Origin of the sequence: Hyphobacterium sp. CCMP332, from assembly GCF_014323565.1 — a bacterium.
GTDB lineage: Bacteria > Pseudomonadota > Alphaproteobacteria > Caulobacterales > Maricaulaceae > Hyphobacterium.
In genome coordinates, this window is sequence record NZ_CP058669.1 from 457,302 (window position 1) to 472,041 (window position 14,740).

Below are 14,740 nucleotides of genomic sequence, written 5' to 3' on the forward strand. Positions count from 1 at the left end.
GAGCCCGAAAATGTCTTCCACGAACTGGCTTGCCGCGCTGAATGGCGGCGACGCAATGACCCACCACCTCGATCGCACCCGCAGCCGGTCCGGCATCCGCCGCCGCGCGGCCACAACCGACGTCAATGCTTTCCTCGACGCCGCCGGCATCAAGGGCCGCAAGCGCTAGCCGCAGCAGGCGGCCGAAGGCTTGGGATTTTCCTCAAGCCGGGCGCGCTCGGGTGCCGTATCGTCACCATAATTCGTGGTCTGGCCGGTCGTATGGAAAGTTTCCCAGGCAACACCGTCCGGATCACGGATCCATGCCTTTTTTGAGTCGGCATAGCAGCAATTGACCGCGTCCTGATCGAAGATGGGGCTGTCGGCCTTGACCAGCCGCTCGCGGATGACGGCCAACTCGGCCTCGTCATTGGCCTGAATGCCGACATGGTCGATTCCCGCAATCTCGCCCTTGGTCGAGACAGAGAAATTGATAAAGGGATCGTCCAGCATCCATTTCGCATAATCATCCTTGCGGACGGTCGGCTGGGTTGCGAACAACTCATTGTAGAATCGGATGGATTTATCCAGATCCTTGACGGTCATATTGACGTGAAAGCGTTTCATATCGGCCTCCTTCAGGCACAACTCGCTGCAACAGGCTGCACCACTTCCGGTGCACCACGGCAGCAATCCATCATCAGAAAATTGATCAAATCCCGCATGCCATCATAATTGGCGGCATAGCGGACAGAGCGCCCATCGCGCTGGCGGGAAATCAGCCCGGCGCGGTTCAGAATGGCGAGATTGGTCGACATCGTGTTCTGGCGCGCATCCAGCCGCTCGGCGATGTCGCCGGCGGGCAGGCCTTGCGGGCCCGCTGTCACCAGGAGGCGGAACACATCCAGCCGGGTTTCCTGTGACAAGGCGGCGAGGGCGTCGAGAGCATTTAACTTATCCATATATCGAGAAATATCGATATAAAGAGTAGGAGTCAAGCGGGGTGTTTGAGAATGACCCCCTCTGTTTCTCGCTTTCTTCGAAACACCTCCCGCGTAAACAGGGGAGGAAACCAAATGTTCAAACCGTCATCCTCCGATTTAATCGGAGGAACTCGCCCTTTGATAGGATCATCCCGTAAAGCCCCCTTCGAGGATCGCTGTCGCTCGCACCTCAGGATGAGGTGGGTAGATGGCGATTATAAACTTGCCTCATGCTGAGGTGCTTTCTGCAAGGAAAGCCTCGAAGCACGCACTAGGCCTTCCGCACCACCAGCGTTGACCAACCCTCCAGCGGATCCTTGCGCTCGATGTGCAGGCCAAGCGCCAGATAGGCGGCGCTGACCTCATCGGCCTGGCTTTCCAGGAGGCCGGAGAGAATGGCGATACTGCCCGCATGCAGGGCGCGGTCGATGGCGGGCGCGAGGTCGACCAGCGGGCCCGCGAGGATGTTGGCGAAGATCAGATCAAAATCGCGCTCGACCAGCTTGATATGTTCAAACCCGTCCGCGGCGAAGAAATCGATATCCGCCGCGCCATTCTTCTCGGCATTGCTGACGCTTTCTTCAACCGCATCCGGGTCGATATCGGTGGCGAGAATCTCCGCATCCGGCAGCGCCAGCCGGGCGGCAATGGCCAAAGCGCCGGTTCCGGTGCCAACGTCCAGCACACTGGCGGGTGCAAACCCGTCCTCCAGCAGCGCATCAAACGCCAGCAGGCAGCCGCGCGTCGTACCGTGATGGCCGGTGCCAAAGGCGGGGCCGGCCTCGATCAGAATGGCCAGCTTGCCGTCGGGCGCTTCATCATGACTGCCATGGAGGGCAAAGCGCCCGGCAATGACGGGCGGCAGACCCGATTGCGACAGCTTCACCCAGTCTTCATCGGGCAGCGGCGCGCACGTGGCCGGATAAGCCTTTGAAAGCCCGGTGATCTGTCGCACAGCCTCCGCGTCCGGCTCGGCCTCGTAAAGCAGCTCGATCCAGCCCTCGGTCTCATCCTCCTCGCGCTCGAACAGGGAGACGGACAAAGGCCCGTCCTCCAGCGCCATCATGGTTTCGGATGCGGCATAGAGCGGGCCCATAGGCCCGGCGAAGACAAGTTTCCAGAAGGTCACGGCTCGCCCCTCACAAAACTGTCCACCACTTTCTTTTCGCCCGCCTTGTCGAAGGAGACGGTGAGTTTGGCGCCATCGGCGCGGGCGACGGTGCCATAGCCGAACTTGTCATGAAAAACCCGGTCACCGGCTTTCCATTTGCCCGAACCGGCAGAACTGGTTTCAACAAAATTGGCGCGGCCTTCGATCACCGCCGGTCCGCCCTTGCGGCCGGCACCGGTCGCAGCCTGATAGCGCTTCCAGCCGGGTGAGGAATAGGTCGAGATGAACGGGTCGGCCTGTTCCTTCACACCCTCAAAGCCCGGCCCTGAGTCATAATAGCCGGTGTCGGACACCGCCTCGACATTATCGGCCGGCATTTCATCGACAAAGCGTGACGGGATGACGGCCTGCCATCGGCCAAAGATCATCCGGTTGGCGGTAAAGGAAATGACGGCGCGTTCGCGCGCCCGCGTAATGCCGACATAGGCGAGACGCCGTTCTTCTTCCAGCGCGCTGGTGCCGCCTTCATCCAGAGAGCGTTGCGAGGGGAAGACCGTCTCTTCCCAGCCCGGAAGAAAAACGAGCGGGAATTCCAGCCCTTTGGCCGCGTGCAGCGTCATCAGGGAGACCTCGTCTCCGCCCGATGTCGTATCCAGTTCAGCCACCAGTGAGACATGCTCCAGATAGGCTTCCAGCGTGTCAAACTCGCCCATGGAGCGGACGAGTTCTTTCAGATTGTCGAGCTTCCCGGCGGCTTGCGGGGATTTGTCCTCGCGCCACATGGCGGTGTAGCCGCTTTCATCGAGAATGATCTCGGCCAGCTCGTCATGGCGCATCGTGTCGGCCGCTTGCGCCCAGCGATCAATATCGCGCAGGAAGGTTTTCAACCCCGTCTTCGCCCCGCCCCGGATTTCATCGGTCTCGGTCATCAGGCGCGCCGCGGCCGCCAACGACAGGCCCGCCGACCGGGCCGCATGGGCGACTTTCTGCACCGAGGTCGCGCCGATGCCGCGCTTGGGCGTATTCACGATCCGCTCGAACGCCAGATCATCATCAATCGAGCGCACCAGCCGGAAATAGGCATGGGCATCGCGGATTTCGGCGCGCTCGAAGAAGCGTGGTCCACCAATCACCTTGTAGGGTATGCCCAGCATCAAAAAGCGGTCTTCAAACGCCCGCATCTGCCATGAGGCCCGGACCAGTACGGCGGATTCCCCATGCTGCCGGCCGGAATTGACCCAGCTTTCTATTTCGTCTCCGACAAAGCGGGCTTCCGCCTCGCCATCCCAGATGCCGCGCACCTGAACCTTTTCGCCGGGTTCATCCTCGGTCCACAACGTCTTGCCGAGGCGCGACTTGTTCGCCGTGATCAGGCCGGAGGCCGCGCCCAGAATATTGGCGGTCGAGCGGTAATTGCGTTCCAGCCGCACCACTTTCGCGCCCGGAAAATCGGTCTCGAAACGCAGGATGTTATCCACCTCCGCCCCGCGCCAGCCATAGATGGACTGATCATCATCGCCCACACAGCACAGATTATGCGAGCCCTGCGCCAGCAAGCGAAGCCACAGATACTGGCAGACATTGGTATCCTGATACTCGTCCACCAGCAGATAGCGAAACTTCCGATGATACTCTTTCAGAACGTCCGGATGGTTCATAAAGATGGTCAGATTGTGCAGCAGCAGATCGCCAAAATCACAGGCATTCAGAATGCGAAGCCGCGTCTGATAGGCCTCATATAGTTTCTGACCGGCCCCATCGGCAAATTTGTACTTTGCATCTTCGGGCAGCTTGTCCGGCGTCAGTCCGCGATTTTTCCAGCCATCGATCAGCGAGCCCAGATAGCGCGGCGTCCAGCGTTTCTCGTCAATGCCTTCGGCCTGAATGAGTTGTTTCATCAGGCGCAATTGGTCGTCTGTATCCAGAATCGTGAAGGAGGATTTCAGTTCCACCAGCTCGGCATGACGCCGCAGGATTTGCGCAGCGATGGAGTGGAACGTGCCCAGCCACGGCAAGCCTTCCACCGCTTCGCCAATCAGCTTGCCGACGCGCTCCTTCATCTCCCGTGCGGCCTTGTTGGTGAAGGTCACTGACAGGATTTGCCACGGCTGCGCATGTCCGGTCGCCAATATATGCGCCAGCCGGGTGGTCAGAACGCGCGTCTTGCCCGTGCCCGCACCGGCCAGCACCAGAACCGGTCCGTTGATTGCCTCAACGGCTTCGCGCTGCTCCGGATTCAGCCCTTCCATATAGTCGGCATCTCGCCGGGGCGGCTGCGGGCGGGCTTGCTGGGAAATGGGAAGTGAGCTCATGAAAACCATCTATCACGACGATTCGGGAAATGAGAACAAATATAGCACGAAAAAGATGATCCCGATCAGTTTGACAGCCCGCGGCCCAGGGGGTCGAATAGCGCCATGACCAATCTGTTCGATGAACTGACGCGGCTGATCAGCAAACAGGGCCTGAGTGTCTATGCAGAGGGCGAAGCGACGATCATTCAGCGCGCCGCCACAAGAGCGGTCATCCCGACCGGCAGCACGCCGCCGGATGAGGCCACGCCAGAGCAATTGCTGGTGCGCGCGCTGATCGTCATCACCACCTATGAAGACAGCGAGGACTTTCTCGACTGGTGCAGTGAGTTTGGCTATTCGGCCAGCGATCCGGGCCATCTCGCCGACTTCAAATCCATCGGCGCGGGCATTGCCAGTCTCCAGGCCCTGATCGGCGAGGCGCGACTATCGGAACTGGGCATGTTGCTGCGCATCGGGCAGGCGATCAGTCTGGCGCGGCCGCGCTAGCGGTGTTCTTCCTCATGCGCATCGGCCAGCGCCCTGGCATAGGCGGCATGGGCATCGACGCGGGACAGATAGCCGACAACGCGCTGTTCGTCCGATCGTGACCGGACAATCGTGCCATCCATCGCTTCAGCCGACAGAAACCCGATGGCGCGGCCGAGATAGTCATCTTCGTAAAGGCACGGGGCCTCGCTATCCGTATCCGCCCCGGCTTCGCTTTCCAGCAACGGCGTCATGATATCGCGGACGCGGATGGTTTGCAGAAGAACGCGCGCCTGACCGCGTGAGAGATCATAGCCACGGCGTAGAACCTGTAGATGGAAGATACTGCCACCGGCCAGCGACTGGCTGAGCACGGTCGCCAGCGATACGGCGATCAGCACCGCCACCGACGCTTCATAGCTGGCGGTCAACTCAAACACGATCAGCGTGGTCGACAAAGGTGCGCCCAGAGCCGCGCCTGCGACCGCGCCCATACCGACCACCGCATAGAAGGGGACGCCTGCGGTCTCTGCCCCCGTCATCGCCAGAAGACCGCCAAATGCGGCACCCAGCATCGCACCCAGATAGAGGGAGGGCGAGAAGACCCCGCCGCCAAAGCGGAAAGCGAGTGTGATTCCGGTGGCCAGCATTTTTGCGGCCAGCAAGGCGAGCAGCATGATTATGCCATAGCTCCCGGACAGGGCATTGGCGGTAGCTTCATAGCCGACGCCGAGAATTTCAGGAGCCAGCAGGGCCAGCGCACCGACCCCCAGCCCGCCAATAGGCGGAAGCGCCCAGAGCGGAAAGCCGATTGTTTCGGCCTGCACCGCGACTATGCGGGGGGCATAGACCGCTGTGCGGATATACAGGGTGGCGACAAGAGCTGCGGCCAGGCCAAGGCCGATCACACCGGGAAAATCCCACAGGCTGGCGGGCGACAGGAGCGGCATGGCAAAGGCGGGCGAGGCACCCAGATGCAGGCGCGAGATCAGGGCGCCGGTCACACTGGCGATGGCAACCGGCGCAATCGATCTGAGGGCGTAGTGACCGAGCACAATCTCGAAAGCAAACAAGGCGCCCGCCACCGGCGCGTTGAAACTTGCGGCCACCGCAGCGGCCGCGCCGCAGGCCAGCATGATTCTCACCGCCCGGCCCGGCAATCCGAGGCGCCGCGCGATAAAGGAGGCGATGGCCGCACCAAGATGCACAACGGGGCCTTCGCGACCCGCTGATCCCCCGAAACCGAGCGTGACCGCTGATATGGTGGCGGACAGCAATCCGTTTGCGAGGGAAATATTCCCCTTGGCCGTTGCCCGGGCCTCCATCACATCCGAGACCGCGCTGGATTGCTGCCGTGGCAGCCATTTTTGTCTATGGCCCAGCCACAGCAAGGCCGAAACGATCAGCCCGCCGGCGACCGGCGCAAGCAGAATGATCCAGAAAGGCAGATCCGCGGCCCCGCTCGCCAGGGAATCGTGCCCGGTATTGAAGACCAGATATGAAATGCCATGCAGCACCAGAATGAAGGCGATCGAGGCATAGGCAGATATCAGTCCGACAATAATGCCCAGCAACCAGAGCGCGGGCGAACGGCCTTCGCGCCATTGGCGGGCCAGCCACGTCAGGGGTTGGAAGGAGGCGGCGCTTTCGGTCACGTTTTGGGTAAACGCCGCCAATCGCCCCCCGTCAAGGCCGCCCGTCGAGATGGCGCGCTTTTCGAAGCTCCGGGAAGAGCTTGGCCCAGATCGCCGCGACAGCCAGCGTACCGGCCCCGCCAATCACAACCGTCGCCTTTGCGCCGATGGCGGCGGCGACGACACCGGCCCGGAATTCACCCAGTTCGTTGGAGGCACCAATGAAGATCATATTCACCGCATTGACCCGGCCCCGCAGCCGGTCCGGCGTCCACAGCTGGATCAGGGTTTCACGGATATAGACGCTGATCATGTCGGCCCCGCCCGCAAACATCAGCACGACGATGGAGAGCCAGGCCAGTTCGGAAAAGCCGAAGACGATGATCATGGCGCCGAAGACGCCGACGAAAATAAACAGGTAAAGCCCGGCATGATCCTTGATCGAGCGGGTGGCGAGATAGATGGCCACGGCAATCGCGCCGATACCGGGGGCGGCGCGCAACAGGCCCAGGCCGACCGGCCCGACCTCCAGAATGTCACGCGCAAAAATCGGCAGGAGCGCCACCGCCCCGCCCAGCAAGACGGCAAACAGGTCCAGCGAGATTGCGCCGAGCACGATCTTTTCATTCCAGATATATTTGAAACCGGCGAGAATGGTCTCCCAGCTGCGCGGCTCGGTTTCCCTGTGCTGCTCCGGCTTGGGGATGAAGAAGGTCAGCGTTGCCGCCAGCCCCATCAGCAACGTCGCCGCGGAATATGCGGCAATGGGCGAGACGCCATAGAGCAGTCCGCCCGCCACGGGCCCGACAATGGTCGCCAATTGCCAGGCGGAAGAATTGAGCGCGATGGCGTTGGATAACATGTGAGGCGGGACGATATTGGGCAGAAGCGCCTGCACGGCCGGGCCCATGAAGGCGCGGGCAGTGCCGAAAACCACCAGAAGTCCGAACAGGATCCAGACGATCTGGCTGCCCGAAACCGTATAGATCAGGAAGCTGCCGGCCACGCCGGCCATCGCCATCATGCAGACCGTCATGATCAAACGGCGTGGCGCGCGATCGGCCACAGCGCCGGTCACCAGCACCAGCAACAAGGCGGGAAGAAACTGTGACAGCCCGATCAGGCCCAAGAGGAATGCGCTCTCGGTGGCATCATAGACCTGCCAGCCCAGTGCCGTGATCTGGATCTGCGCCGCAAACACCGCAACCGAGCGCGACAGCCAGTAGATCAGGTACGGCGTATGGCGAAAGGCCGATAATTTCGGGGACGACGATATGTCAGAAGTCATAGGCGCTTAGAGCGCGCAGACGCGCGGCGGTCAAGCGGCGATGTAGCACCTCCCCTTGGCGGATGGCGGCAGACAGGCCATCATCCACCAAAAGGGAAGATGCCTCATGCGTATTTTGTTCGGAATCCTCATTACAGCATGTCTGACGTCCGGTGCCTTGGCGCAGTTTGCGGAAGGCCATCGCAGCGAATTTACCCGGTTCGACAATTGCGAGGATCGCGATCCGGGCGATCTGGCCCCCTATCTTCAGGTCTGTCTCGGGCCACAGGGTCAGGAAATCTGGCTGCCTTACAGCGAGCGCTCCTCGGCCATGGCCATCGGCCCGAACGGCATCGAGGCGCAGTTGGACGAACGCCCATCGCTGGCCGGGCTGGACATGATGATAGGTCCGGTCATCGACTGGCGCTACCGGCCGGATGAGGAAGAGCCCTACGCCGCCATTGTGCGGTATCGTGGATTAACCCCGAACTATAATCAGGAAACCGCCGAGTATACGGGCGGTGCGACCACGCATTCCAATATTCTCGTCATTTTCGCGCTACGTGCGGAAGGGCCGGTGAGCGCGTGTCATATGGCGTATATCAACGCGATGGAGATGCCGAACGCCAACGAGATCGCGCATGAGCTCGCCGCCGATCTGGCGCCGCGATTTGTATGCGGAGAAACGCGCTATCTCAATGAAGATCATCCCGCCTGGGACTGAATTGTCTGCAATGCAAACACCCGGCAGGCCGACGAGAGCGGTTGATCCGGATCGGCGGTGGCGCGCGCCTCGTCTATCTCGCGGATCAGCGCCGCAAAGGCCATGCCGCGCTGTTCGGCCGCGGCATCCAGAACGGCCCAGAATTCAGGCTCCAGCGCGAGACTGGTCCTGTGGCTGGATATCGAGAGCGAGCGTTTGATCAGCATATTGGGTGTCTAGCGGAAAGCTGATAGATACAAAAGGCATAGTCGCGGGGGGATGCCGCATGAGTGATTACGAACTGGCCAGCCTGTTTTTTACCATTATGGAGGCCGCTCAGGCCACATTCGCCAATTTCCTCGCCATCATTTCCGGCATGATCGCGGTCAGTTATTTCTTCGCTCACAAGCTCGACCGGACCTTGTCTGCCCTGTTGCTGGTGATTTTCTCGCTGTTTTCGCTGGGCTTTATCAATGAGATTTTTGCCGCCTATAGCGATTTTGCCCGATTGGGCGCTCAGATCAGCGCACAGGGCCAGTTGCCCGAGACCGGTCTGGGCTGGATGGGCCCGGTCATTAGCGGCGCTGGCGGTCTGGCACCTGTGCCATGGATCATTCTCTCAATGACCATCGCCTCCTATCTCGCGACGATCTGGTTTTTCTTCCATGCGCGGGGCATGAAGCGGGACTAGATCAGCTCTTCGTGTCGCTCCGGCACACTTCCCGGCAAGCAGAAGAGGTCCGATCCTATTTCGGCTTGATCATGTCCGCCGGCACGACGGCCTTGTCGAACTCTTCCGTCGTCACAAAGCCCAGCTTCACCGCCTCTTCCTTCAGAGTCGTGCCATTCTTGTGCGCGGTCTTGGCGACCAGTGTGGCATTGTCATAGCCAATGGTCGGGGCCAGCGCGGTCACCAGCATGAGGGATTTTTCCATCAGATCGGTGATGCGGTCTTCATTGGCGACAATGCCGGTGACGCATTTGTCGGTGAAGGACACACAGGCATCCGCCATGATCCGGATCGATTGCAGCATGTTGTAGGCCATCATCGGCTTGAACACGTTGAGCTCGAAATGGCCTTGCGCGCCGCCTATCGAAATGGCGACGTTATTGCCCATCACCTGGGCACAGACCATGGTCAGGGCCTCGCACTGGGTCGGGTTGACCTTGCCCGGCATGATGGACGAACCGGGTTCGTTCTCCGGCAGCGAGATCTCTCCGAAACCGCAACGCGGACCCGAGCCCAGCATGCGGATATCATTCGCGATCTTGTTGAGCGAAGCGGCCAGCGTGTTCAGCGCGCCATGCGCGGACACATAGGCATCATGCGCGGCCAGCGCTTCGAACTTGTTCGGCGCGGTCTTGAACGGCAGTCCGGTATAATTGGCCACGTCTTCGGCGAAGGCCACGTCAAAACCCGGTTTGGCATTGATGCCGGTGCCGACCGCTGTGCCGCCCTGGGCGAGGTAATAGAGATAGGCGAGGCCTTCATTGACGCGCTGCATGCCCAGATCGATCTGCGCCACATAGCCGGAAAATTCCTGGCCGAGCGTCAGCGGTGTCGCGTCCTGAAGGTGGGTGCGGCCAATCTTGATGATATCCTTGAACGCTTCTGCCTTGTCATTCAGCGCATTGCGCAGCGTCTGCAATGCCGGCAGCAGGCGGTGATGCATTTCCTCGGCCGCCGCAATGTGCATGGCCGTCGGGAAAGTATCGTTGGAGGACTGCGAGCGGTTCACATGATCGTTGGGGTGGACCGGGTCTTTTGAACCGATCTCGCCGCCGAGGATCTGGATCGCCCGGTTGGAGACGACCTCATTCGTATTCATGTTGGACTGCGTGCCTGACCCCGTCTGCCAGACAGAGAGCGGGAAATGGTCATTCCACTTGCCTTCGGCAACCTCACCCGCGGCCTGTTCAATGGCGTCAGCGAGCTCCGGTTCCAGATTGCCGATGGACTTGTTCACCCGCGCGGCCGAGCGCTTGATGATGCCGAGCGCGCGAATCATCGGCGCCGGCATGGTCTCTTCGCCAATGGCGAAATTGATCAGGGAGCGAGCCGATTGCGCGCCGTAAAGCTTGTCATTGGGAACTTCCAGAGGACCAAAGCTGTCTGTTTCGGTGCGGGTTTCGCTCATGGCGCGAGGCTCCTTGCACATCTGCCGGTTAGAGCAGAAGGTTAATATCGATTCGGATTAGCGTTTATCACCGGGGCGGCATGGATCAAGACGGCGCACTGGTTTGGACTGGAAAAGGACGGGTACAGGCCGCTATGTCAGCCGATAGTCTACACTTGCGCGTCGACGCGCTTACCTCGCAATCGAAGCGGTTCAAAACCCTGATTGGCGAGTTTTTTCGTACAGAATTCAAACGCGTCCGTCCGAAATACGGCCCCTATGAAGTCGAGATCCGTATCGAGCGCACCGAAAACAGCCCGGTCCATGATGTCGACAATGTCGCCAAGGCCGTGCTCGACGCGCTGACGGGCTGTGTCTTCCATGATGACAGCCAGGTTGAAAAGCTGATGGTCGAAAAAGTCCTGTCCGACCGCGCCCGTGTGAAGGTGAGGGCGCGTCCGCTCAATCGCGACGCGGCCTAACGCCGTCCTCCAGCGAGTTTCACAGCCTCCGGCCTTTGCCGCAACCGCCACATAGCCCAGACGCCAAGCATTGGGCCAATCGCCAGCGGAATGAAGGCATAGGTCCAGCCTGCAAAGCCGATCCACCGCGGCAGAAGCTGCACGATGATGGCCGTCAGGGCAAAGCCGGTGGCGGTCTGGATTGTCAGAAGCGTCCCGATCTTTTCGGGCGGACCAAGCTCGGTGATGGCGGCTGAAAACTGGGCGCTGTCGGCGATGACGCTGATCCCCCAGATCAGCAATACCGGCACCAGCAACCAGACCGGCGCCCCGAACAGAAATCCGGATATCAGTGCGCAGAAGCCGCTGACGCTCATCGCCGCCATAGTTATGGTGGTTCGCCCAAAACGGTCCGCGGCCCACCCGGCAAACAGACATCCGCCAGCACCAATCGCCACGACGCTGAATGCCGTCAGATCGGCCGCCACTGCATTCGAGCCATAATAGGCGTGCAGAAATACGGGCACCCAAGCCCACATGGCATAGAGCTCCCACATATGTCCGAGATAGCCGAAATTGGCATAGCGCAGCGCCGGGTCGCGAAAGGCCAGAAAGGCCGCGCCGGGGTCAAAACGGAGACCGGGCCTGAATGCCGGACCGGCGCGGGCAAAGCCGATAAGTAGCGCCGCGAGGCCCGCAGCAATCGTGCTGAACAGGAAAGGCGTTTGCCAGCCCAAGCCCATATCAAACAGATTGAAGGCAAAGGGTGTCGCCGAGCCGAGCGTCAGCGCCCCGACCAGCAGGCCAACTAGCAGCCCGGCATCGCCTTTCGCCCAGCTGGCCGCCAGCTTCATGCCAACCGGATAGACCAGGGCAAGCGATGAGCCGGTCACAGCGCGCATCGCGATCATGGCCATACTGCCGGGCTCGGTCAGCATTGCTATGGCATTAGCTGCGCCCGCGAGCAGCGCTCCGGCCATGAAGACCCGCCGGGGGTCAAAACGATCAGCAAGGCCGAGAATAGCGCTGGTCAGCGCCCCGACTACAAAGCCGACCTGGACCGAAGAGGTTAGGGCGGCCTGAGCCGCGCTGCCGATATCTGCCGCAGTATTCAGTGCGGGCAGGGCGGCCGTCCCGGCAAACCAGACGGATAATGCCAGCACCTGCGACAGTGTAATCAGCGTAATTGAAACGGCTTTAGAGGCCACGTTCTTTCCGGATGCGCTTCACTTCCTCATGCGATTTGTGAAAGCAGGTCGCGCTGGACTTGGTCAAGAGTTTACCGTCGGCATCCCACAGCCAGCCTTCGGTGAAGAAGAATTGCTTGCCCTTCTTGATGACCTGACCACGGCAACGCAGCTTGCCCGGCCAGACCGGAGAGATGAAGCTGGTCTTCATTTCCAGCGTCGGCACCACGCCGTCAAATCCTGCCACGGTGACTGCGGCCAGCGACATCGTGTCATCCAGCATGGCGGTGACCATGCCGCCTTGCACGGCGCCCGTCGGGCTGCAGACGCGCAAGTCGGGCTCCCACTGGGCGTCGAACCACATGTCCTCGGAATTCAGATCAATGAATTTGAAGCCCAGCAGCTTGGAGTATTCAAGCTGGGTCGGAACTTCGGTGAAAAACCGGCGAATGGTCGCCTCATCCCAGGGCGGTGTGGGATATTTCATTACTTCTTGCGGAAGCTGTCGAGACTGACAACCTGCGCGCCATCACCATTGGTCGCCGCAATTTCCGCCGGCGTGGCAGCCCCGGATTTTTTCGCCTTTGGTTTTTTCTTGGCCGCAGTTTTGAGCTTGGCGGGCTCCTTGGCCGGCTGATCTTCCGCCGCATCGCCCGCTTCCCGCATCAGCGGTTCAAACTGCAGATGGAAGCCGACGGACGGATCGTGGAACCGATTGACCGCGGAATACGGGACTTTCATGTATTTCGGGACACCGCCGAATTTCAGCGTGACCTCGAAATAATCCTCTTCCGGGTGAAGGTCCCAGAACTGATGCTCCAGAACGATTGTCATCTCTTCCGGATAGCGTTCGCGAAGGCTTTCATCGATATCGACGCCAGCCCCTTCGGTCTTGAAACTGATATAAAAGTGGTGAGCCCCCGGCAGACCTTTGGGTCCGGCGGCGCGAATCAAAGCTTCGCGGATGACGCCTCTCAATGCTTCCTGCGCCATCAGATCGTAGCGCATTAGATCAGTCGCCACGATGAACTCCCCCTTGATCAACTGCGCCAAAAGTAGCCAAGCCGGGCGGGTCGTCAACGATGTCTGGATTGTCGCACTGCTATTTTTTCGCGATGCGCTAGATTGTGCCACACTGCAAAAAAGGCGCGATTTCCCGTGACAGCCGAAACCGATTTCATTCCTCCGATGCCCGCGCGCCAGCGCAAACCTCTCGGTTTGCTTGGCACAGCACGGGTCTTGCGCCATTCGCCCGTCGAAATTCTCCCCCAGGAGGCGTTTCAGTTCACGCGGATTTCCGCGCCCTTTCTCGGCCGGACCGTACACACCCTGTCCGGCCCCGAGGAGATGAAGGCGGTGTTGCAGGATGATCCGGAGGCCTGGCGCAAGTCTCCGCTGATCCAGCGCATGCTGCGGCCCATACTGGGCGAAGCGATTTTGACCGCGCATGGCGATTGGTGGAAGACACAGCGAAAGGCGATGCAGCCCGGATTTGTCCGCCAGCGCATCATGAATCTGGTGCCGGCCATGTCGGACGCAGCGGCCTTTGCGGCGAAATCCATTGCTGATCAGCCTGCCGGAACGGACATTACCCCGGCGCTCAATCGCGCTGCCCTGAGCGTCATCGAGCGCGCCCTGTTTACCGAAGCCAATGATTTTGATCGGGGACAGATCCGGTCCGCCATCGAACTGGTCTTTTCCGAAACCGGCCGCACGCGATTTACCGACCTCCTGCCTTTACCGGAAACCACGCCGCGTATTCTCGGGCCCAAGGCACTGAAAGCCCGGAAAACATTGCGCGCTGCGGTGAGTGCGGAAATCACCGCCCGGCGGCAATCCGGGACGACGCGGGAAGACCTGCTCCAGCTGATGCTCGAAGCGCAGACAGAAGCGGGAGAGGCGGCCCTGTCTGACATTGATGTCCGCGATAATGTTCTCAGCCTCGTCATTGCCGGGCACGAAACCACGGCCATCGCCATTGGATGGGCGCTCTACATTCTTGCCTGCCGGCCGGACTGGCAGGACAGGGTGCGGGCCGAAGCCGCCGCTGTGTCCAGCGGTGCCTTTGCGGCGGACGATGTGGCCCGTCTCGTCTTCACACGTCAGATTATTGACGAGACCCTGCGCCTTTATCCGCCCGCGCCATTGGTCGGGCGTCAGGCCATCCGCGATACGCAAATTTGCGAGCGCTCGGTGAAGAAGGGCGATGTTGCCATCATCGCGTTTTACGCACTGCACCGCCATCATCGCTATTGGGAAAGGGCGGACGTGTTTGATCCCGAACGGTTCAATCGCGAAAACCGGCCATCAGATCCATGGGTGTTCAAGCCCTTCGGTGGTGGGCCTCGCGCCTGTGTGGGTTCGGTCTTCGCGCTCACCGAAGCCGTTGTCATTCTGGCGACCCTGGTCCGCGATCTGGAATTCAGCGTGCCCGGCGGATTCGTACCGCGCCCGGTCATGACGGTGACGCTGCGCCCGGAAGAGGGTCTGCCACTGGTTGTGAAGCGGGTTTAACAGG

At 60.6% G+C, this 14,740-nt stretch carries 17 protein-coding genes; 6 read left to right on the plus strand and 11 right to left on the minus strand.

Annotated elements, in window-relative coordinates:
• The first annotated feature begins 10 nt into the window (after positions 1-10).
• The gene (locus tag HXX25_RS02300; protein WP_187166917.1) at positions 11-169 is read left to right on the plus strand and encodes a hypothetical protein; all 159 of its coding nucleotides are present in this window, start codon (positions 11-13) and stop codon (positions 167-169) included.
• On the opposite strand, the gene HXX25_RS02305 is transcribed toward HXX25_RS02300, so the two are convergent.
• From HXX25_RS02305 to HXX25_RS02320, 4 genes are all read right to left on the minus strand, one after another.
• On the minus strand, positions 166-606 hold the full coding sequence (locus tag HXX25_RS02305; RefSeq protein WP_187166918.1) for an ArsI/CadI family heavy metal resistance metalloenzyme: 441 nt from the start codon (positions 604-606) through the stop codon (positions 166-168). The two genes, HXX25_RS02300 and HXX25_RS02305, sit on opposite strands and share 4 nt — an antisense overlap.
• Before the next feature lie 11 nt (positions 607-617).
• Positions 618-941, minus strand: a complete 324-nt coding sequence (locus tag HXX25_RS02310; RefSeq protein WP_187166919.1) for a helix-turn-helix transcriptional regulator — start codon at positions 939-941, stop codon at positions 618-620.
• Positions 942-1,233: 292 nt separating this feature from the next.
• A complete protein-coding gene (locus HXX25_RS02315) occupies positions 1,234-2,091 on the minus strand; it encodes a 50S ribosomal protein L11 methyltransferase (RefSeq protein ID WP_233346835.1) in 858 nt (285 codons plus the stop codon).
• On the minus strand, positions 2,088-4,385 hold the full coding sequence (locus HXX25_RS02320; RefSeq protein WP_187166920.1) for an ATP-dependent helicase: 2,298 nt from the start codon (positions 4,383-4,385) through the stop codon (positions 2,088-2,090). The genes HXX25_RS02315 and HXX25_RS02320 overlap by 4 nt, the downstream gene beginning before the upstream one ends.
• Positions 4,386-4,490: 105 nt before the next feature.
• Between HXX25_RS02320 and HXX25_RS02325 the strand changes: the two genes are divergently transcribed.
• Complete coding sequence (locus HXX25_RS02325) at positions 4,491-4,874, plus strand: hypothetical protein (RefSeq protein WP_187166921.1); 384 nt, start codon at positions 4,491-4,493, stop codon at positions 4,872-4,874.
• On the opposite strand, the gene HXX25_RS02330 is transcribed toward HXX25_RS02325, so the two are convergent.
• A complete protein-coding gene (locus HXX25_RS02330) occupies positions 4,871-6,529 on the minus strand; it encodes a chloride channel protein (RefSeq protein WP_187166922.1) in 1,659 nt (552 codons plus the stop codon). The genes HXX25_RS02325 and HXX25_RS02330 overlap by 4 nt on opposite strands.
• 10 nt (positions 6,530-6,539) lie before the next feature.
• The gene (locus HXX25_RS02335) at positions 6,540-7,775 is read right to left on the minus strand and encodes an MFS transporter (protein ID WP_187166923.1); all 1,236 of its coding nucleotides are present in this window, start codon (positions 7,773-7,775) and stop codon (positions 6,540-6,542) included.
• A 106-nt stretch (positions 7,776-7,881) separates the two neighbouring features.
• Here HXX25_RS02335 and HXX25_RS02340 point away from each other — a divergent pair, with 106 nt between their 5' ends.
• A complete protein-coding gene (locus HXX25_RS02340) occupies positions 7,882-8,478 on the plus strand; it encodes a hypothetical protein (protein WP_187166924.1) in 597 nt (198 codons plus the stop codon).
• On the opposite strand, the gene HXX25_RS02345 is transcribed toward HXX25_RS02340, so the two are convergent.
• On the minus strand, positions 8,460-8,684 hold the full coding sequence (locus HXX25_RS02345) for a ribbon-helix-helix domain-containing protein (protein ID WP_187166925.1): 225 nt from the start codon (positions 8,682-8,684) through the stop codon (positions 8,460-8,462). The genes HXX25_RS02340 and HXX25_RS02345 overlap by 19 nt on opposite strands.
• A gap of 59 nt (positions 8,685-8,743) precedes the next feature.
• Here HXX25_RS02345 and HXX25_RS02350 point away from each other — a divergent pair, with 59 nt between their 5' ends.
• On the plus strand, positions 8,744-9,148 hold the full coding sequence (locus HXX25_RS02350; RefSeq protein WP_187166926.1) for a hypothetical protein: 405 nt from the start codon (positions 8,744-8,746) through the stop codon (positions 9,146-9,148).
• 55 nt (positions 9,149-9,203) lie between these two features.
• Here HXX25_RS02350 and fumC read toward each other — a convergent pair whose 3' ends face one another.
• Entirely contained in the window at positions 9,204-10,595 is a 1,392-nt protein-coding gene (gene fumC, locus HXX25_RS02355; protein WP_187166927.1) for a class II fumarate hydratase, read from the minus strand.
• 134 nt (positions 10,596-10,729) lie between these two features.
• Here fumC and HXX25_RS02360 point away from each other — a divergent pair, with 134 nt between their 5' ends.
• Positions 10,730-11,056 (plus strand): RusA family crossover junction endodeoxyribonuclease, encoded by a 327-nt coding sequence (locus tag HXX25_RS02360; protein ID WP_187166928.1) that lies wholly within the window; start codon positions 10,730-10,732, stop codon positions 11,054-11,056.
• Here HXX25_RS02360 and HXX25_RS02365 read toward each other — a convergent pair.
• The 3 genes from HXX25_RS02365 to HXX25_RS02375 are packed head-to-tail and all read right to left on the minus strand — an operon-like array spanning position 11,053 to position 13,230.
• Positions 11,053-12,243 (minus strand): nitrate/nitrite transporter, encoded by a 1,191-nt coding sequence (locus tag HXX25_RS02365; protein WP_187166929.1) that lies wholly within the window; start codon positions 12,241-12,243, stop codon positions 11,053-11,055. The two genes, HXX25_RS02360 and HXX25_RS02365, sit on opposite strands and share 4 nt — an antisense overlap.
• On the minus strand, positions 12,233-12,709 hold the full coding sequence (locus HXX25_RS02370) for a PaaI family thioesterase (RefSeq protein WP_187166930.1): 477 nt from the start codon (positions 12,707-12,709) through the stop codon (positions 12,233-12,235). Before HXX25_RS02370 ends, HXX25_RS02365 begins: the two co-directional genes overlap by 11 nt.
• On the minus strand, positions 12,709-13,230 hold the full coding sequence (locus HXX25_RS02375; protein WP_187167727.1) for an SspB family protein: 522 nt from the start codon (positions 13,228-13,230) through the stop codon (positions 12,709-12,711). The genes HXX25_RS02370 and HXX25_RS02375 overlap by 1 nt, the downstream gene beginning before the upstream one ends.
• A 150-nt stretch (positions 13,231-13,380) precedes the next feature.
• Here HXX25_RS02375 and HXX25_RS02380 point away from each other — a divergent pair, with 150 nt between their 5' ends.
• Positions 13,381-14,736 (plus strand): cytochrome P450, encoded by a 1,356-nt coding sequence (locus HXX25_RS02380; protein ID WP_233346838.1) that lies wholly within the window; start codon positions 13,381-13,383, stop codon positions 14,734-14,736.
• Positions 14,737-14,740 lie beyond the last annotated feature (4 nt).